The sequence below is a fragment of the Solirhodobacter olei genome, from assembly GCF_004010155.1.
Lineage (GTDB): Bacteria > Pseudomonadota > Alphaproteobacteria > Rhodobacterales > Rhodobacteraceae > Solirhodobacter > Solirhodobacter olei.
This window is the reverse complement of record NZ_RRYH01000009.1, coordinates 53,736-72,288: the sequence shown is the minus strand read 5'-3', so window position 1 is coordinate 72,288 and position 18,553 is coordinate 53,736. Positions and strand designations below refer to the sequence as shown.

Sequence of the window (18,553 nt, the reverse complement as noted above, 5' to 3'; positions counted from 1 at the left end):
GTCTGCCAGACCCTCAGGGATCAGAACCCGTAAAGCTCTGCCGGATTGTCGACGAGAATGCGGTGCTGCTCTGCCCCGCTGGCCCAGTCGGTGCCGGCGAGCTTGAACCGGGCGTTGCCGCGGTCGATCAGGCGCAGGATTTCGTCCATCCGCGCGTCGTCGGAGGGCGCGGGCGGAAGGAACCTGCCGAAATGGTCGGTGACGTAATTCGTCCCGATCGCCCGCAGCGCCACATGCACTGCGCCGATCGGGGCAGTGGCGCTGGTCGCCTAGAGGACGCCGCCCTCCGTTCGGATGCGGCGGATGCGGGCGATCACCTCGGCGCCGATGCCGCGCAGGGCGAGGAGGGTAAGCGCGTCCTCGCCGTCCAGCCGGCTGCAGATGCGGTAGACCTCCAGCACCTCGGCCGGGATCTCACCCCGCTGGTAGAGCGACATGGCGGCCGCGTAGCGGGCGCGCCCGGCCCAGTCGCGCGCGGAGGGGGAGGCGAGGGTCGCCCAGTCGTCCATTAGACGAGGCCGGGCGGCGTCACCGTGCGGCGGCGGAGCTTCAGGAAGGGCCGGGGCACGATGCGGGCGCGTTTCATCAGCTTGTGGTAGCGCAATTCGCGCAGGGCATAGATCTCGACCCAGAGATCTTCGGTGATCCGGCTGCCATAGGGCGCGTCGAGCGAGGCGATGGCGATGTTGCGCTTCAACATCGGCGACCAGATCGCGGAGCTGACGACACCGGCCTCGCGCTTCTTGTGGTGGTAGAGGATCGCGCCCACGGCGGGGGTGTTGTCCTCTACCTCCAGCCCGACGAGGACATGGCGCGGCCCGCCCTTCGCACGCGCTGCCATGATCGCGCGGCGGCCGTTGAACTGGGTCTTGGCCGGATCGACCAGCCAGTCGAGCCCGATCTCGTCCGGCAGGCGTGCGCGATCGGCGCGCAGCGCGAGGTCCGTCGCGATGAAATCGGTGCCGGGGACGATGAATCCCGCCTCGATCCGCGCGCGGTCGAGGGCGTTGTAGCCGATGGGCTTCAGCCCCAGTGGCGCGCCGGCGGACCAGAGCCTGTCCCAGAGCGAGAGCGCGGCCTCGGCTGGGCAGAAGAGCTCGTAGCCGAGATCACCGGTGAAGCCGGTGCGGGAGATCGTGACCTGCCCGCCTTCATGCGGAAGGTCGCGGATATTGAAGGTTTTCAGCGTCTCGAGGCCGGAAAAGCCCGCTGCCTGCAGCACCGCGAAGCTCGCCGGGCCCTGCAGGGCGAGGCCGGCGATGGCCGTGCTCTCGTCCTCCACCGTGCAGTCGAAGCCCTCGGCGGTGTCGAGGATCCAGGGCAGGTGGCGGCCCTGGCTGCACAGGCGGAACTCCTGCGGCCCGGGGCGGAAGAGCGTGCCGTCGTCCAGCACCTCGCCCGCGTCGTCGCACCAGGCGGTGTACTGGACCCGGCCGGGGGCGAGCTTGCGCACGTCGCGCAGCGTCAGGCGGTTCAGCATCGCCTCGGCGCCCGGGCCACGGATGCGGTACTTGATCATCGGGGAGATGTCGAAAACCGCGGCGGTCGAGCGGATCGCGAAATACTCCAGTTCCTCGTCATAGACCGAGTGCAGCGCCTTCTGGCCGGCCCAGTTGTACCAGCTCTCGGTCTCGCAGAGCGCGGCGAGGCGGGGATGGAACGGAGTTTCCGTCAGCGGCTGGCGGAAATGGTCCTGTGCGGGGTGGCGGCGAGGGGCGATCATGGCCGGGCCTCCAGGATCTCGCGGGCGGCGTTGAGGCCGGGCAGGCCGGAGATGCCGCCGCCCGGGTGGCTGCCTGCGCTGGCGAGCCAGAGCCCGTCGAGCGGTGTCCGGTAGCCTGCCGCGGCATGGACGGGGCGGTTGAATAGAAGCTGGTCCGCCGTCATCTCTCCATGGTGCCAGTGGCCGCCGGGGAGTGCGAAGCGCGCCTCGATCTCGGGCGGCGGCAGGAGGTCGGCGAAGACGATGGTTTCGCGCAGGCCGGGGGCATGCGCCTCCAGCCGGGCGAGGATGGTTTCAAGGAGCTTCGCCTTGCCCGCCGCCCAGCCTCCGCGCAGGGCATAGGGGGCGAACTGGACCAGCGCGGAGAGCGTGCAGCCTTCCGCTGCCATTTCTGGCTGGCCGAGGGAGGGCAGGACGACCTCCATCGCCGGGTCGGGGGAGAATTCGGCGTATTTCGCAGGGTTGAAGGCGGTCTCCACATGGTCGGTCGAGCGGGCGAGGACGATGCGGCCGGCGTGATCGGCCTCGGCGACGCCGGTGAAGCCCGGCACCCTGCTCAGCGCGAGATGCAGCTTGGCGACATTGCCGCGGCTGCGGTGGCGGCGGAAGGCGCGGGTGAGACCGGTGCCGATCTCGGCCCGGTCGACCAGTTGCAGGAAGGTCGTGGCCGGGTGGACGGCCGAGACGACGACCGGCGCCTGCACCAGTGTGCCGTCGGCCAGCGTCACGCCGGTGGCGCGGCCCTGCACAGCCTCGATCCGCGCGACGGGAGTGCCGGGGCGCAGCGTGACCCCCGCGCGCTCGGCCGCCGCGGTGAAGGCCGTGGCGAGCGCGCCCATCCCGCCCAGCGGCACGATCTGGGCGCCGGGAATGCCGTTCGCGCTGCCGGTCAGGCGGTAGTAGAGGCCGAGGAGCGATCCGGGCGAGCGCGGCCCCATATGGCTGCCGAGCGTCGCGTCGAAGGCCATCAGGCCCCGCAGCCGGTCGTCGCAGAGGTGTTCGTCGGCGGCATCGGCGACATTGGTCAGGAGCATCCGCATCAGTTCCCGCGCGGCTCCCCGGCCGCCGCGCAGGAGGGCGAGGCCGGTCGTGGTCAGCGGCAGAAGGTCCTTGCGGGTGATCTCGCCCGGCAGTGGCGGGCGGCGGGTCAGGAAGCGGCCGAGGATCGCGGCTTGCGCCATCAGCTTCTGGCGGAAGGCGGCGAAGGCCAGCGCCTCCTCCGCGCTGACCCCATCGAGGGTTTCGCCGTAGCCGCCGCGCAGCACCACGGGCTCGCCCGCACCCAACGTGACGGTCGGGGCCGGCGTGCGGTTCAGGCAGGCGGTGTCGAGGCCGGTGGCGCGGATGACCTCGGGCGCGAGGCGATTGACCAGATGGGACAGCGCGCTGGTGCGGTAGCCCGGCGCGATCTCCACTGTCTGCATCGAGGCGCAGAGCGCCTCGGCCGCCTCGAAGAGCATCACCTTGCGGCCGGACTTGGCCAGCACGGTTGCGGTGGTCAGGCCGTTGTGGCCGCCGCCGATGACGATCGCGTCACAGGACGTCATGGGCGGGCCTCATTTCCTTGGGGGACAGGCGCATGTCGCGCAGGATCTCGCGCGCGGCGTTGCGGCCCGGCGCGCCCATGACGCCACCGCCCGGATGGGTGGAGGAGCCGCAGATGTAAAGCCCCGGGATCGGGCTGCGATACTGTGCATAGCCCGGGACCGGGCGGTTGAAGAGGAGCTGGTCGAAGGTCAGCTCTCCCTGGAAGATGTTTCCCTCGGTCAGGCCGACCTCGGCTTCCAGCTCCCGCGGCGTGCGGACCTCCATGCCGATGATGCGGTCGCGGAAGCCCGGCGAATAATCGGCGATCTGGCTGACCACCGTCTCCGCGAAGGCGTCGCGGTCGGCGTCGGTCCAGTCGCGGCCCTCGACCTTCGGCGGGCAGTATTGCACGAAGCAGGACATGAAATGCTGCCCCGGGGGCGCCATGGTCGGGTCGAGCTGGGTCGGGATCATCATGTCCAGGAACGGATCGGCGGACCAGCGGCCGGCCTTCCAATCGTCGTATCCCCGCTCCAGCCGCTCGATGGAATCGGAGAAGTGCATGTCGCCCATGGTGCAGCGGCAGCCCTCGGGCAGGGCGGGGAACTCCGGCATCCCGTCGAGCGCGATGTTCAGCTTGCCGGAGGAGCCGCGCATCTTGAACTGGCGGACGCGGTGGAGGAACGGCTCTGGCAGGTCGGCGGGCTCGACGAGCTTCAGGAAGGTCCGCTTCACGTCGGCGTTGGAGACGACGCGGCGGGCCGCGACCTCCTCGCCGCTGTCGAGGACGACGCCGGTGGCGCGGCCGCCCCGAGTCAGCACCTTCTCCACCGCCGCGTCGGTGCGGATCGTGCCGCCCGAGGCACGGAAGGAGGAGGCGAGAGCCTGGGTGACCGCCCCCATGCCGCCGCGGGCATAGCCCCAGGCGCCGACCGATCCGTCGACCTCGCCCATGTAGTGGTGCAGCAGCACATAGGCCGTGCCCGGCGACATCGGCCCGAGGGCCGTGCCGATGATGCCGGAGATCGCGAGATAGGCCTTCAGCACCTCTGTTTCGAAATACTCGTCGAGGAAATCGGCGATGGACATGGTCCAGAAGCGGGCGGTCGCCGCCATCTCCTCGGCCGTGAAATTGCCGAAGCGGCGGGCGAGCCAGAGAAGCTCGCCGATATCGCGGGGCTTCAGGCTGACCGGATCGGGCGCGGTGCGCATCAGGAGAGGCTGGATGAAGCGGCACTGGCGGGTGACGTCGCGGGCGTAGGTCTCGTAAGCCTCGGCGTCGCGGGGCGAGAAGCGCGCGATTTCGCGCCGGTGCGCGTCGTGGTCGCGGTAGGCGGCGAGGTAGTCGCCGTCCTCGGTGAAGACCACACCGCCCTCGTAGGCGATGACCTGAAGGCCGTGCCTCGGCAGCTCCAGATCGCGCATGATCTCGGGCCGGAAGAGCGAGCAGACATAGGAGCAGTTGGAGAAGGTGACCCCGGTGCCGGTGTCGCGGCTGGTCGCGGCGCCGCCGACCCAGGCGTTCTTCTCGAGCACGAGGACATCGAGCCCCGCGCGCTGCAGGTAGCAGGCCGCGACAAGGCCGTTATGACCACCGCCGATCAGGACCACGTCGTGTCGTTTCATCTTAAATCCCAAGTATATTTTCAAAAAATTTGCATGTTTGGCAGTGTGTTGTCTAGATATTTTGAATGAGCATCCAACAAGTATATTGAAATGACCGGATAATCTTGTAGAGTTTTCGCAACTTGGAGCTGCCGATCGGGCGGCGGGAGACAGGAGAATGGTGGCGTCGGCCCCGACTGGATGCGCGCCCTCTGCGGGGTGGGGGAGGCGGGCGTGACGGCGATCCCGGATCCCGGCGGGCGTGCCCGCAAGGCGCCGCGCGAAATGCGCCGCCAGCAGCTGATCGAGGCCACGATCGACTGCCTCTCGCGCCGCGGCTACGCCGATACGACCATGGCCGATATCGCCGACCGGGCGGGCCTCTCGCGCGGGATCGTGAATTTCCATTTCGAGAGCAAGGACAACCTGCTGATCGCGACGCTGCAGTTCATGGCCGACGAATATGCCACCCATTGGATGGGCGCCTACGACCGCGCCGGGCCAGCGGCGGCGGCGCGGCTGCAGGCCCTCGTCGCCGCGGATTTCGACCGGCGGGTCTGCACCCGCCGCAAGCTTGCCGCCTGGTTCGCCTTCTGGGGCGAGGCCAAATCCCGCCCCACCTATCAGGCGCTCTGCGGGGCGCGCGACAAGGTCTATCAGGAGGCCCTTTCGGGCCTCGTCGAGGCGCTGAAACAGGAAGCGGGATACGGCTACGACGCGCCTTCGCTGGCGCTGTCGCTCTGCTCGATGCTGGAGGGGCTGTGGTTCCGGCTGATGATGGGCGATGGGCTGACCCGAGACGGGGCCCACGCCGCGGCGCGCGCCTGGCTGGGCGTCGCCTTCCCGAGACATTTCGCGCCGGACGGCGCGCGCGTGACCTGAGAGCCAAGCAAACGAAGCAAACAGGGAGAACTGCAATGATGAACAAACTGCGGATGGGGGCGCTGATCGCCCTGGCTGTCGTGACGGCGGGGCCGCCTGCCTGGGCCCAGAACCTGCGCGTCTTCGATTGGTCCGGCTACGAAGACCCGGTCTTCTACCCGAACTACATGAAGGACCATAAGCAGAAGCCCGACTTCTCCTTCTTCGCGGACGAGGATGAGGCCTTCCAGAAGCTCACCGCCGGGTTCAAGGCGGATGTGGCGCATCCGTGTTCGCAATCGGTGGTGAAATGGCGCGAGGCCGGGCTGCTGGAGCCGCTCGATCCGAAGAAGCTGAAGTGGTGGAACGACGTGCTGCCGGGGCTGAAGGGCATCAAGAACCTGATGACCGGGCCGGATGGCAAGGCCTGGCTGATCCCCTTCGAATGGGGCAACACGGCGCTGGTCTACCGCACCGACAAGCTCAAGCCCTCCGACGTCGCCTCGCTGCAGGCCTTCGCGGATCCGAAGTACAAGGGAATGGTCTCCATCGGCGACAACGTGGATGACGCCTATGCGCTGGCCAGCCTTGCCATCGGGGTGAAGGACTGGGCGACGATGACCGACGCGCAGTTCAAGGCGGCCTCGGATTTCCTGCGTAAGGTGAACAAGAACGTCCGCTTCTACTGGACGGACGGTGCCCAGCTCAATCAGGCGATGGCCTCGGGCGAGGTGGAGCTGGCCTGGGCCTGGAACGAGACGCCGGCGCAACTGCAGGCCCAGAAGGTGCCGGTGGCGATGAACCGCGACACCAAGGAAGGCCTGTCGACCTGGGTCTGCGGCTACGTGCGGCTGAAGGGCGGCACCGCGCCGGACAGCGAGGTTTACGATTATCTGAACGCGGTCACGGCGCCGGACGTGTCGAACTACCTCGTGACGCAATGGGGCTACGGGCATTCCAACAAGCTCGGCATGGCCAAGGTCGATCCGAAGGTGCTGAAGGCGGACGGGTTCGACAATGTCGAGAAATACACCGCGAAGACGCTGTTCCAGTCGCCGGTGCCGATCGCGCTGAAGCAGAAGATGATCGCCGAGTTCCAGAAGATCAAGGCGGGGTTCTGACACCGGGGATCTGGCCGCGCGCCGGGGGTGGGATGCCCCGGCGCAGGCCTTCCCGGGGCCGAAGGAGAATGGCAAAAGGCGGTCCTTCGGGCCGCCTTTCCTCGTTTCGGACACTTGGGGGCAGGCGCCCGTGCTTCAGGCGGCGGGGTCGGAGACCAGTACCAGCGCCTCCGGGTCGTAGGCCAGCCGGATCTCTGCGCCGATCTTCAGCTCGTCGGCGCCATAGTCGTTGGTCTCGACGATGGAGAGCGGTGCGTCCAGCCCCTCGATGGCGACGGCGAGGCTCGTCGTCTCGCCGAAATAGGCGCGGCTGGCGATGCGGCCGGTCAGCATATGCGGCGCGGTCTCGTCGTCCCAGAGGACGCGCAGCCGTTCCGGCCTAATGCCGACAGTGGCGCGGTTGCCGCTGGCGGTGAAGCCTGCGGGCTTTCGCAGCACCGCAGTGCCGAGGCGGTCCGTCTCTACCGTCAGCGTCTCGCCGGTCTCGCCCGCGATTCTGGCCGACAGGAAATTCATCCCGCCCAGGAAATCGGCGACCTGCCGGGTGGCCGGGTGCTGGTAGATCTCCATCGGTTCGGCCACCTGGGCGACGCGGCCTGCGAACATCACCGCGATCCGGTCGGAGAGCGCCAGCGCCTCGTACTGGTCATGGGTGACGAGGACGAAGGTGATGCCCACGCTCTGTTGCAGCGAGCGCAGCTCGATCTGCATCTCCTCGCGCAGCTTCTTGTCCAGCGCGGAGAGCGGTTCGTCCAGCAGCAGCACCTTGGGGCGCATCACCAGAGCTCGGGCGAGGGCCACCCGCTGGCGCTGGCCGCCGGACAGCTCGTTGCCCTTGCGCCTGCCGAAATCGGGCAGGCGCACCATCTCCAGCGCCTCTGCCACGCGGCGATCCTCCTCGGCGCGGCCGAGACGCAGGCGCTTGAGGCCGTATCCGACGTTCTCCGCCACGTTCAGGTGCGGGAAGATCGCGTAGGACTGGAAGACCATGTTGGTCGGCCGGGCGTTGGCGCGGATCTCGGTGCAATCCTCGCCGTCGATACGGATCGTGCCGGCGCTTGGCACATCGAGCCCGGCCAGCAGCCGCAGCAGCGTGGTCTTGCCGCAGCCCGAGGGGCCGAGCAACGAGAAGAACTGGCCCTCTGCGATCGTCAGGTTGATGTCGTCGAGCGCGCGGAAGGTTCCGAAGTTCCGCGAGACCCCGGCGATCTCTATCATCGGTCTGTCAGGCATGCGGGCCTCCCTGCGCCGTCACACGCTTCTCGGCGCGGCGGCGGGCAATCTCGGCGATGGTGAGCAAGGTGATCGACAGGAGCATCATCAGGCTCCCGAGCGCCATGACCTCCGGAAGTTTCGAGGCGAAGCGAAGCTGGCCCCAGATGTAGACGGGCAGCGTGGTGCGGGTGCCCGACAGGAAGAAGGCCAGCAGGAACTCGTCGAAGGAGACGGTGAAGCACAGAAGGAAGCTCGACAGGATCGCGGGCGCCACCACCGGAAGCGTGACCCGGCGGAAGGTGCCGAAGGAGGTCTCGCCCAGGTCGAGCGAGGCCTCCTCCAGGCTACGGTCGAAGCCTTCGAAGCCGGCGATCAGGACGGACATCGCGTAGGGCAGGCAGAAGATGATCTGGCCGAGGACGACGGTGCCGAGTGACAGCTGGATGCCGATCTGCAAGAGGATCAGCAGCATCGCCACGGCGACGATGATCTCCGGCAGGAAGAGCGGCGCCATGATCAGCCCGGTGGCGGGCCGCTTGCCCGGAAAACGGTACCGGGTAATCGCGCGCGAGGCGCTGATGGCGAGCGTGGTGGTGACCAGCGAGACGGCGAGCCCGACGGTCAGGCTGTTCATCGCGGCGTCGATCATCGTCGCGTTCTGCAGGAGCTGGGCGTACCAGTTCAGCGTGAAGCCGCGCAGCGGGAAGGCCACCGTCGCGCCGCTGTTGAAGGAGAAGAGCGGCAGCAGAAGGATCGGGAAATACAGAAAGAAGATGAAGCCGCAGAGGTAGACGGGCAGCAGGCGGATGCGGGCGAGCCTTCTCATCTGCGCACCCCGTTCACGAGAAGGCGCAGCAGCAGCACCATGATCCCCGCCGCGAGGCTGACCAGCACCATCGCGCTGACCGACAGCGCGGCCCCCATCGGCCAGTTCTGCGCCTGGCCGAAGTTGGTCTGGATGATATTGGCAATCATCATGCCGTCCCGCCCGCCGACCAGCGTCGGCGTGACGTAATCGCCGATCGTCGGGATCATCACGATCACGAAGGCAGAGATCACGCCGGGCAGCGACAGCGGCAGCACGATCCGGCGGAAGCTTCTGAACGCGCTGTCGCCAAGGTCGCGCCCGGCCTCGACCAGCGAGCGGTCGATCTTTTCCATGGACACGAAGATCGGCAGGATCGCGAAGGCGACCCAGCTGTGGACCAGCGTGATGACGACGGAATTCGCGGTGTAGAGCAGCGCCTCGATCGGCTGGTGGATCAGGCCGAGCCACATCAGCGCCGAATTCACCACCCCGTTGTGTCCGAGGACGACCTTCCAGGCCATCACCCGCAGCAGGTAGGAGGTGAGGAAGGGCACAGTGATGACGAAGAGCCAGAGGTTCTTGTTCCGCCCGCCGTGGAAGGAGATGTACCAGGCCACCGGATAGGCCATCACCACCGTCACAAGGCTCACCGTCAGCGAGATCCAGAGCGAGCGCAGGAAAAGTGCGCGGTAGATCGGCTGGGTGAACGCGGCCTCGTAATTCGACAGGCGGAACGTGTGGTCGATGGTCATGAAGCTCTGCTTCCAGAAGCTGTAGAGGATGACCATCGCCACCGGCACCAGAAGGAGCGCCAGCGCGTAGAGGACGGTGGGCGAGATCAGCGCGAGGCCGCGCAGGTCTTCTCGATCCCTCCAGGAGCGGGTTGTCCGCTTCATCCGTCCTCTGCCCTCCGTCTGCCGGCGTTCCCTGCGCCGTTGCCGCCAAGCGTTGCGCCAAGCCGGCGGTAAATCAAGTGTTATCTCGCAAATCTCTGGCTGAACAGCCATTCAAAATACGAAAGATTTCGTGAGCTATATCCGTATTTTGCTGGGCAACGGAAACGGCGATAGCGGGTTGCTATCCGTGTCCCGTGTCCCGTGCCCAGTCGCGCGGTCAGCCGGTGATTTGGTCGTTGGCCTCCGCCATGCGGTCTTCGCCCGGGCTCTGGTCGAGCGTCATCACCGGCAGCGCGCGGCGCAGGTGGTCGTGATGTGTGCGCACGCCGTATTCCAGATCCGACAGGTAGAAGCCGGCGAAGGCCTTCGAGGTCATCGCCTCGTTCGACCAGATGGTGAGCTGAACGTCCTCCGCCTGGGTGTCACGGTCGATGCGCATGGCCAGGTAGCGGGCAAGCCGCTGGGCGCGGTTTTCCTCGCGGTAGCGGTAGATCGCGCCGCGCAGCAGGGTGCGGCCGACGGAAAGCGGAAACTCCTGGTAGAACTGCATCGATTCCGGCGTGGCCGCGAGCACCGCGTTGGGAAAGAGGCCCCAGTAGACCCAGGCCTGGCGGTGGCTTTCGGGCAGGGCCGGGTTCTGCTGCGCGATGCGCACGTAGTTGCGCACGCTCCAGCGCCGCACCGCCTGCGGGTTCCAGCTGGCGAAGCTGCGCGAGAGGTTCTGCGAGAACGGCTCGTCATAATAGGTCGCGCCGTAGAGGTCCTGCAGCGCCGGATGCGCCATGGCGACGTGGTAGCCCTCGTTGTCCACGTCGCGGACGGATTTCCAGTTCACCGGGCTCTCGCCGGTCCAGATGCCGCCGGTGGGGACCATGTCCTCGAAGCCGTAGGGCGCGATCTCTTCGGCGAAGGGGGCCATCTGCTCGGCCACCGAGGGCTGAGGACCGGGGCGGAAGCGCAGGAAGACGAAGCCCATCCAGAGCTCGCATTCGATCGGGGCAAGGCCGAAGGCTTCGCGGTCCATCGGGGGAAAGCTGCGCGGGCGGGCCGGGCCGCGCAGGCTGCCGTCGAGGTTGTAGACCCAGCCGTGGAACGGGCAGACCAGGGCGCCGGGGCAGTTGCCTTTCTCGGCGGTGACGAGGCGTGATCCGCGGTGGCGGCAGATGTTGTGATAGGCACGGATCGTGCCGTCCGTGCCGCGAATGACGATCGCGCGTTCGCCGAGGATGTCGAGGGTCAGGTAATCGCCCGGCTCCGGCACGTCGGAGGCATGACACGCAATCTGCCAATGGGTGCGGAACACCTCCTCCTTCTCCAGCTCCAGCAGGGCGGGGGAGTGATAGGTCCAGCCCGGAAGGCCGCGGCGGTCCCAGTCGTTCGGGATCGAGATGTCGCGCGGAGATAGGGACATGAGATCAATCCTTGTTGAATGTTCATTCAATACTAACGGGCTTTTGCAAAAAAGAAAAGTCCGCGTAGCCGGGCGGGGCCTGCGCGGACTGGTGCTGCGGGTCAGGTCGGATCGGGCGGCGGGGTGGCGGGGCAGAGCGCCGCGTCAGCCGAGGTCCCGCGCCGGGCCGGACTGTTCGAAGAGGTCGGGGTTGGCCAGGGCGATCTCGGGCAGGTCGCTGAGGATCTCGCGCAGGTGGTGGCGCATCGCGGCCTCTGCCGCGGCCTCGTCCCCGGCCTCGATCGCGCGGGCCACGGCCTCGTGCTGGGCCAGAAGCTTTTCCATTGGAAAGCGCATGACCGAGAGGTAGCGGACCCGGTCCATCTGCAGCTTCAGCGTCTCCAGCACCTGCCAGGCGCCCGAGACGCCCGCCGCCTGCGCCAGCGTCTGGTGGAAGCGTTCGTCGAGCTGGATGAAGCGTTCGAAGCCTTCCTCCACCGCGCGGCGCTGGTCGTCGATCTGGCGCAGCAGGTCTGCCGCCACTTCCGGATCATGGGCGCGTGCGGCGGCGCGGACCACGTCCGATTCCACCGCCTCGCGGACAAACCGTGCATCCATCACGGCCTTGATCGAGATCTTGCGCACGAAGGTGCCGCGCTGCGGGCGGACCTCCAGCAAGCCTTCCTCGGCGAGCTTGATGAAGGCCTCGCGCACTGGCTGGCGGCTGACCTCGTAATCCGCGGCGGTGTCGATCTCCGACATCCGCGTTCCGGGGGCCAATTCATTGCGAAGAATGCGCCGGCGCAGGGCCAGGTGCATCCGTTGGCCGACCCCCGAGGCTGACGCCCGCCTATGTGTCGTGATGCTCAGAATTCGATCCTCCCGATGGGTCTCTCGATTAAGTCAAAGCGGATTTCTTGACAAGTACTATACTACCATTCTAGTTGTCACGAGGGAGTTGCGAAGACCAAAGAAACCGAAAGGGAGGATGTGATGAAGAATCTTGGACTGCGGGCCCTCGTGCTCGCACTGCCGATCGCGTTTGCCGGCAGCGCCGTGCTTGCGGCGGAATACACGCTGAACGTCAACACCGCGCTGACCACCACGGACCCGCTTTACAAGGGCCTGACCGCGTTCCAGCAGATGGTCGCCAAGGATTCCGGTGGCAAGCTGCAGGTGAAGCTGTTCCCGAACTCGCAGCTTGGCCCGGATGAGGATGTGATGGTCCAGGCCCGCTCCGGGGCGCCGGTGGCGGTGATCGTCGACGGCGGACGCCTGGCCAATTACACCAAGGCCTTCGGCATTCTCGGCGCGCCCTACCTGGCAAGCGGCTACAAGGGCATCCGCAAGGTCGTCACCTCGCCGCTGTTCGATGGCTGGGCCAAGGATCTGCACGATCAGGGCAAGCTTCAGGTGCTGAGCTTCAACTGGTGGCAGGGCGAGCGCGAGCTCTGGACCAACGTGAAGGTCACAAAGCCTTCCGACCTGAAGGGCGTGCGGATGCGCACCCCGGGCGCCCCGGTCTGGACCGAGACCGTCCGCGCCATGGGCGCGACGCCGACCCCGATGCCCTGGGCCGACACTTATTCGGCGCTGCAGCAGAAGGCGATCGATGCGGCCGAGGCGCAGCTTCCGGCGGGCGAGGGTTCCAAGCTCTACGAGGTCACGCATTACCTGACCATGACCGGTCACATCAACCTCATCACCGGCATGATCACTTCGGCGAAATGGTATGATAGCCTGCCGAAGGACCTGCAGAAGGTGCTGACCACCGATGCGCTTAAGGCCGGCGACATCGGCTCCTACGCCACGAAGGACTCACTCGCCGCGCTGGAAAAGACGCTGAAGAAGCAGGGCATGGAGGTCGACCACATCGATACCGCGCCCTTCAAGAAGGCGACCGAGGTGGTCTACGAAAAGCTGGGCTACGGCAAGCTGCACGCCGAGGTCGAGAAGATCCTCGCCCAATAAGCCGCTTCCCCTCTGCGCCGGCTGCCCCGCACGGGGCGGCCGGCGTTCCTGCAGCACCATAATTTCCGGAGTCCTGCCGTGCTGAAACGACTGTCTCAGCTTGAGTTCGTGGTCGCGGCCCTGATCCTGGTCACGATCGTGGCCCTCGTCTTCGTCGCGGCGGTCCTGCGCTTCTTCGATCATCCCCTGATCTGGTCGGTCGACATGGCGCAGCTTCTTTTCATCTGGCTATGCATGATCGGCGCCACCCGCGCCATGCGCGAGAAATCCCACCTCGGGATCGACCTCCTGGTCAGACGCCTGCCGTCCCGCTTCCGGTTCTGGCTGGAGCTGGCGCTGTCGCTGCTGATCCTCGCCTTCCTGTCCATGCTGATCGTGAAGGGGCTGCAGCTGACCTTCGACAACCTGCAGCGCCGCTTCGGCGACAGCGGCATCAGCTATGGCTTCGTCACCTCGGCGGTGCCCGTCGGCGCGCTGATGATCGCGATCGCGCTGATCGGCAACGTTGTGGGCGCGATCCGGGCGCGCCGCGCGGGACGCGACGCGCTGATCTATTCCCGCGAGGACGCCGCCGTGGCGGCCGAAGGCTCGGAGCTCTGAGACATGCTAGCCCTCACCGTCATCTTCTTCGTACTGATGTTCGTCGGACTGCCCGTTGCCTTTGCCATCGGCATCGCGGGCTTCTGGTTCTTCCTGACCAATCCGATCATGCCGACCGAGATCGGCGTTCAGAAGATCGCCACGATGAGCCAGAGCTTCCCGCTTCTCGCCGTGCCGTTCTTCGTCTTCGCCGGTCACCTGATGAACGAGAGCGGGATCACCAAGCGGCTGTTCCGTTTCTCCTCGCTCGCCGTCGGCTGGATGGCGGGCGGCCTCGGCCAGATCGCCATCGTGCTCTCGACGCTGATGGGCGGTGTCTCGGGCTCCGCCGTCGCCGATGCGGCGATGGAGGCGCGGATCCTCGGCCCCTCGATGATCGAGCGCGGCTATGGAAAGGGCTTCTCCGCCGCCGTGATCGCGGTCGGTTCGCTCATCACCGCGACGATCCCGCCCTCGATCGGGCTGATCCTCTATGGCTATGTCGGCGACGTCTCCATCGGGCGGCTGTTCCTGGCGGGCGTGATCCCCGGCCTGGTGATGATGCTCGGCCTGATGATCACGACCTACCTGATCGCCAAGCGGCGCGGCTATGTCGTGGCCAACTCGGAAAAGCCCACCGCCCGCGGCCTCGGCGCGGCCGCCTGGGGCGCCCGCTGGGCGCTGATCTTCCCGGTGGCGCTGCTGGTGGCGATCCGGGGCGGGGTCTTCACGCCTTCGGAGGTCGGCGCTTTCGCCGTGGTCTACGCGATCTTCGTGGGCTTCCTGCTGCACCGCGAGATGACCTGGGAGACGCTCCTGCGCGCGATCTCGGCCACCGTCTCGGACATCGGGCTGATCATGCTGATCATCCTGATGTCGGGCATGGTCGGCTTCGCGATCATCTTCATGCAGGTGCCGCAGACGATCTCGTCCTGGATGCTGCACGGGGTGCATGAGCCGCATCTGATCATCCTGACGATGCTGCTGTTCATCCTGATTGCCGGCTGCTTCATCGAAAGCACGGTTCTGGTGCTGCTCCTGACCCCGATCTTCGTCCCGGTGGTGAAGGCGGCGGGCTACGACCCGGTGCATTTCGGCATCCTGATGATGTCGATCGTCACGCTCGGGGGGATGACCCCGCCGGTGGGGGTGGCGATGTACGCGGTCTGCTCGATCCTCGACGTGAAGATCGAGGAATACACTGTCGAGGCGCTGCCCTTCATCGCGACCATCCTGCTGGTCATCTGCCTTCTGGTCTTCGTGCCAGGGCTGGTGATGTGGCTGCCCGATTACGCCTTCGGCGGGCCGGGCTGAGGGGGCGCAGGCAATGAGACAGACCTGGCGTTGGTTCGGGCCGCCCGATCGGGTGAGCGTGGACGACATGCTTCAGGCCGAGGCCGAGGGCGTTGTCACCGCCCTCCACCACATCCCGCCCGGGGTGGCCTGGAGCGCCGATGAGATCGCAAAGCGGCAGGCCGAGGTCGGCCACCGCCGCGACGGCTCCGCCTCCGGCCTCGCCTGGGAGGTGGTGGAGAGCATCCCCGTCTCCGAGGACATCAAGCGCCAGTCCGGTGACTGGCGCGCCCATGTCGCCGCCTGGCAGCAGAGCCTGCGCGCCGTGGCTGCCGCGGGCATCGAGGTGGTGTGCTACAACTTCATGCCCGTGCTCGACTGGACGCGCACCGACCTCGCCTGGCGCCTGCCGAGCGGGGCGACCTGCATGCGCTTCGACCTGATCGATTTCGCTGCCTTCGACATCCATATCCTCGCCCGCCCCGGTGCGGCGCGGGACTTCTCCGAGGAAGTCGTCGAGGCTGCCGCGCGCCGCCACGGCGAGATGGACCCGGCCCGGCAGCAGGCGATCACCCGCTCCGTCCTTTTCGGCCTGCCGGGGGAGACCGAGGCGATCACCCCCGCCAAGGTGCGCGATCACCTCGCGCTTTATGCCGAGATCGGGCCGGAGCGGCTGCGCCGCAACCTGTTCGATTTCCTCGAGCAGGTGGCGCCGCTCGCGCAAGATCTCGGCCTGCGGCTCTGCTGCCATCCCGACGATCCGCCCTTCCCGCTGCTCGGCCTGCCGCGGATCCTGTCGACCGAGGCGGATTACGCCGCGATGCTGCGCGCCGTCGACCTGCCGGCGAACGGGGTGACGCTCTGTGCCGGTTCGCTCGGGGCACGGCCGGACAATGATCTGCCGGGGATGATGCGGCGGCTGGGCGACCGGGTGCATTTCCTGCATCTGCGCAACGTCACGCGGGAAAGCGCGGAGGTCGGCGGTTCGTTCTACGAGGCCTCTCATCTAAGCGGCGACACCGACATGGTGGCGCTGGTCGCGGAGGTGCTGGCCGAGGAGGCCCGCCGCCGCGCTGCCGGCCGGGGCGATGCCGTGATCCCGTTCCGGCCCGACCACGGGCAGGACATCGTCGACGACCTCGCGCGCCAGGCCCAGCCCGGCTACCCGACGATCGGGCGGCTGAAGGGGCTGGCAGAGCTTCGCGGCGTCATCGCGGCGCTCTCGCATCAGCAAGCGTAGAAGGTCGGTAAGGGTCCGCGGGGCCGGACGCGGTTAGAGCAGAGACCTGAAATCGCAGGAATAATCCCGACGTGCCGCGGCGGGATTGACCTTGCCGCGCCGTCGGTGTGATCTGGGCCGAGCCGGCGCCGGCCCGGGGCCGGCCCGCGCCACCGAAGGACCTTTTCCATGACCCGACTGCAGGGCATCGTCTGCCCCATCGCGACCCCGTTCAACGCCGACGGCAGCCTTGCCCGCGACCTCTACGCCGAGCATGCCAAGCGGATGCTGGAGCAGGGCGCGCATTACCTTTCGCCCTTTGGAACAACGGGGGAGGCGCTGTCGCTCGGGGTGCGGGAGAGGCGGGAGGCGCTGGAGGGGCTGGTGGCCGACGGGGTGCCGGCGGAGCGGCTGATGCCGGGGACCGGGGTACCGTCGCTCACCGAGACGCGGGAGCTTTCGGCCCATGCGGTGGAGCTCGGCTGTGCGGCGGTGATGGTGCTGCCCTCGTTCTTCTACGGCGCGGTGGGCGATGCCGGGCAGGCGCGGTTCTTCGGCGAGCTGATCGAGGGGCTGGCCGATCCGAGGCTGCGCGTCCTCCTTTACAACATCCCCCAGAACAGCGGGGTGGCGGTGACGCCGGCGCTGGCCGCCCGGCTGAACGCGGCCTATCCGGAGACGGTGGTGGCCTACAAGGACAGCTCCGGCGACTGGGAGAACACCCGGAGCGTGATCTCGGCGGTGCCGGGGATCTCTGTCTTCCCCGGCTCGGAAAGCTTTCTTTCCAAGGGTTTGGCGGCAGGGGGCGGAGGCTGCATCTCGGCCACGGTGAACCTCAACGCCGCCGCGATCCGCGCTGTTTACGACGGAACCCGCGCGGGCCGGGACGTGACCGAGGCCGAGGACCGGATGAAGGCGGTGCGGCTGGCGGCGCAGGCGGCGGGGCTGATAGGCGGGATCAAGGCGGTGCTTGCCGTGCGCACCGGCGACCGGCGCTGGCTGAACCTGCGGGCGCCCCATCTCGATGTCAGCTGGGAGCTGGGCGAGGCGCTGGAGGCCCGGATCGCGGCCATCGAAGAGGGCGCCGAGGCGGCCGGCTGAGGCGGGCCGAAACGCTTAAGGAAATCTTGCAGAGCTGCGCGGCGGGGCTGGGGCCCGGCCGCGCCGGTCGTCTGCAAGCCGCTGGGATTTCTGAAAAAACCGCCTACCGTTTCCGCACCGATTTGGCACCGCTTTCGCACCGTAAGATACCGTAAATCGGGCCTTCGGCTTCATCAGATCTAAATCAAGCTGCGCTGGAGCGGGGCTGGCCAGCCCGGCCGGGCGGCGGCCCTGGCGCGGGCCTGGCGCGGCATCTCGGCCCGGATCAGCGCGTTCCAGGCGGAGTGGCACATCGCCTCCAGCCCCCGGGTGGCGCGGAAGCCGAGCAGGCGCTCGGCCAGGGCCGGATCGGCGACGCAGCGCGCCACGTCGCCGGGGCGGCGGGGGGCGATGCGATAGGGGATATCCCTCCCGCTGGCGGCGGCATAGGCGCGGATGACCTCCAGCACCGTGTGGCCTTGGCCGGTGCCGAGGTTCACCCGGTGGCCGCGCCCGTCGTCGAGCAGGCGCCGGAGCGAGAGGACATGGCCGGCGGCGAGGTCTTCGACATGGATGAAGTCGCGTTCCGCCGTGCCGTCGCGGGTCGGGTAGTCGCTGCCGAAAAGCTGCAGCGGCGCGCCCCGGCAGAGGGCGGCGCGGGCGATGGCGGGGAAGAGGTTCGTGGCGCTTTCCACCGGCGCCTCTCCGATCAGGCCGGAGGAGTGCGCGCCCGCCGGGTTGAAGTAGCGCAGGGTGCCGATGGCCCAGCGGGGATCGGCCGTCGCGACCATTTCCAGGATCTGCTCGGCGGCGAGCTTGGTGAAACCGTAGGGATTGGTGAAGCCGCGTGCCGCGTCCTCTGGGATCGGCAGCCGCTCGGGCGTGCCGTAGACGGTGGCGGAGGAGGAGAAGACCAGTGCCCGCGGCCCCACCGCCTCCATCGCGCGCACGAGGCTGACGAGGCCACCGAGGTTGTTGTCGACATAGGCGGAGGGGTGGAGGAGGGACTCCGGCACCGATTTCAGCGCGGCGAGGTGGATGACCCCGGCGAAGCGGCCCTGGGCGAGGACGGCGGAGAGGGCCGGACCGTCGCGCAGGTCGATGCGGGTGCAGTCGACCGGCTGGCCGGTGATCTCTTCCAGCGCGCCGAGCACGGCGGGATCGGAATTGGAGAAGTTGTCGAGGATCGCGGGGCGGAACCCGGCCCGCAGAAGTTCGATATAGACATGCGTGCCGATGTAGCCGGCCCCGCCGGTCAGGAGAAT

At 67.6% G+C, this 18,553-nt stretch carries 18 protein-coding genes; 7 read left to right on the top strand and 11 right to left on the bottom strand.

Translation table 11 applies throughout. The features are described 5' to 3' along the window. Positions 1–20: 20 nt before the first annotated feature. From EIP85_RS08250 to EIP85_RS08230, 5 genes are read right to left on the bottom strand one after another with little or no spacing between them, the layout of a single operon-like run. On the bottom strand, positions 21–239 hold the full coding sequence (locus EIP85_RS08250; protein ID WP_127901701.1) for a hypothetical protein: 219 nt from the start codon (positions 237–239) through the stop codon (positions 21–23). Positions 240–269: 30 nt separating this feature from the next. Further along, positions 270–509, bottom strand: a complete 240-nt coding sequence (locus tag EIP85_RS08245) for a hypothetical protein (RefSeq protein WP_127901700.1) — start codon at positions 507–509, stop codon at positions 270–272. Further along, positions 509–1,723: an aminomethyl transferase family protein gene (locus tag EIP85_RS08240; protein ID WP_127901699.1), complete on the bottom strand. Its 1,215-nt coding sequence runs from the start codon at positions 1,721–1,723 to the stop codon at positions 509–511. The genes EIP85_RS08245 and EIP85_RS08240 overlap by 1 nt, the downstream gene beginning before the upstream one ends. After that, entirely contained in the window at positions 1,720–3,270 is a 1,551-nt protein-coding gene (locus tag EIP85_RS08235; protein WP_127901698.1) for a phytoene desaturase family protein, read from the bottom strand. The genes EIP85_RS08240 and EIP85_RS08235 overlap by 4 nt, the downstream gene beginning before the upstream one ends. Further along, positions 3,257–4,876, bottom strand: coding sequence for a phytoene desaturase family protein (locus EIP85_RS08230; RefSeq protein WP_127901697.1), 1,620 nt, complete (start codon positions 4,874–4,876; stop codon positions 3,257–3,259). Before EIP85_RS08230 ends, EIP85_RS08235 begins: the two co-directional genes overlap by 14 nt. A 213-nt stretch (positions 4,877–5,089) precedes the next feature. Between EIP85_RS08230 and EIP85_RS08225 the strand changes: the two genes are divergently transcribed. Next, positions 5,090–5,737: a TetR family transcriptional regulator C-terminal domain-containing protein gene (locus EIP85_RS08225; RefSeq protein ID WP_206615483.1), complete on the top strand. Its 648-nt coding sequence runs from the start codon at positions 5,090–5,092 to the stop codon at positions 5,735–5,737. A gap of 35 nt (positions 5,738–5,772) precedes the next feature. After that, positions 5,773–6,837: an extracellular solute-binding protein gene (locus tag EIP85_RS08220; RefSeq protein WP_127901695.1), complete on the top strand. Its 1,065-nt coding sequence runs from the start codon at positions 5,773–5,775 to the stop codon at positions 6,835–6,837. A gap of 135 nt (positions 6,838–6,972) precedes the next feature. Here the strand turns inward: EIP85_RS08220 and EIP85_RS08215 are convergent, their stop codons facing one another. The 5 genes from EIP85_RS08215 to EIP85_RS08195 all read right to left on the bottom strand — a co-directional run bounded on the left by EIP85_RS08215 (position 6,973) and on the right by EIP85_RS08195 (position 11,965). Continuing rightward, positions 6,973–8,070 carry an ABC transporter ATP-binding protein gene (locus EIP85_RS08215; RefSeq protein WP_241559926.1) on the bottom strand — a complete coding sequence of 366 codons (1,098 nt, stop codon included), beginning with the start codon at positions 8,068–8,070 and terminating at the stop codon, positions 6,973–6,975. Beyond that, positions 8,063–8,878, bottom strand: coding sequence for an ABC transporter permease (locus tag EIP85_RS08210; protein WP_127901694.1), 816 nt, complete (start codon positions 8,876–8,878; stop codon positions 8,063–8,065). The genes EIP85_RS08215 and EIP85_RS08210 overlap by 8 nt, the downstream gene beginning before the upstream one ends. Then, complete coding sequence (locus tag EIP85_RS08205) at positions 8,875–9,756, bottom strand: ABC transporter permease (protein ID WP_127901693.1); 882 nt, start codon at positions 9,754–9,756, stop codon at positions 8,875–8,877. Before EIP85_RS08205 ends, EIP85_RS08210 begins: the two co-directional genes overlap by 4 nt. A gap of 217 nt (positions 9,757–9,973) precedes the next feature. Next, positions 9,974–11,167 carry an aromatic ring-hydroxylating oxygenase subunit alpha gene (locus tag EIP85_RS08200; protein WP_127901692.1) on the bottom strand — a complete coding sequence of 398 codons (1,194 nt, stop codon included), beginning with the start codon at positions 11,165–11,167 and terminating at the stop codon, positions 9,974–9,976. 144 nt (positions 11,168–11,311) lie between these two features. Then, on the bottom strand, positions 11,312–11,965 hold the full coding sequence (locus EIP85_RS08195; RefSeq protein WP_127901691.1) for a GntR family transcriptional regulator: 654 nt from the start codon (positions 11,963–11,965) through the stop codon (positions 11,312–11,314). Between the two features lie 174 nt (positions 11,966–12,139). Between EIP85_RS08195 and EIP85_RS08190 the strand changes: the two genes are divergently transcribed. The 5 genes from EIP85_RS08190 (at position 12,140) to EIP85_RS08170 (ending at position 17,309) form a co-directional block, all read left to right on the top strand. After that, on the top strand, positions 12,140–13,117 hold the full coding sequence (locus tag EIP85_RS08190) for a C4-dicarboxylate TRAP transporter substrate-binding protein (RefSeq protein WP_127901690.1): 978 nt from the start codon (positions 12,140–12,142) through the stop codon (positions 13,115–13,117). Between the two features lie 78 nt (positions 13,118–13,195). After that, positions 13,196–13,717: a TRAP transporter small permease gene (locus EIP85_RS08185; protein ID WP_127901689.1), complete on the top strand. Its 522-nt coding sequence runs from the start codon at positions 13,196–13,198 to the stop codon at positions 13,715–13,717. 3 nt (positions 13,718–13,720) lie between these two features. Next, on the top strand, positions 13,721–15,010 hold the full coding sequence (locus EIP85_RS08180; protein ID WP_127901688.1) for a TRAP transporter large permease: 1,290 nt from the start codon (positions 13,721–13,723) through the stop codon (positions 15,008–15,010). A 13-nt stretch (positions 15,011–15,023) separates the two neighbouring features. Continuing rightward, entirely contained in the window at positions 15,024–16,229 is a 1,206-nt protein-coding gene (uxuA, locus tag EIP85_RS08175; RefSeq protein ID WP_127901687.1) for a mannonate dehydratase, read from the top strand. A gap of 168 nt (positions 16,230–16,397) precedes the next feature. After that, a complete protein-coding gene (locus EIP85_RS08170; protein WP_127901686.1) occupies positions 16,398–17,309 on the top strand; it encodes a dihydrodipicolinate synthase family protein in 912 nt (303 codons plus the stop codon). A gap of 179 nt (positions 17,310–17,488) precedes the next feature. Here the strand turns inward: EIP85_RS08170 and galE are convergent, their stop codons facing one another. Next, positions 17,489–18,547, bottom strand: a complete 1,059-nt coding sequence (gene galE / locus EIP85_RS08165; RefSeq protein ID WP_277749292.1) for a UDP-glucose 4-epimerase GalE — start codon at positions 18,545–18,547, stop codon at positions 17,489–17,491. Positions 18,548–18,553: the final 6 nt, after the last annotated feature.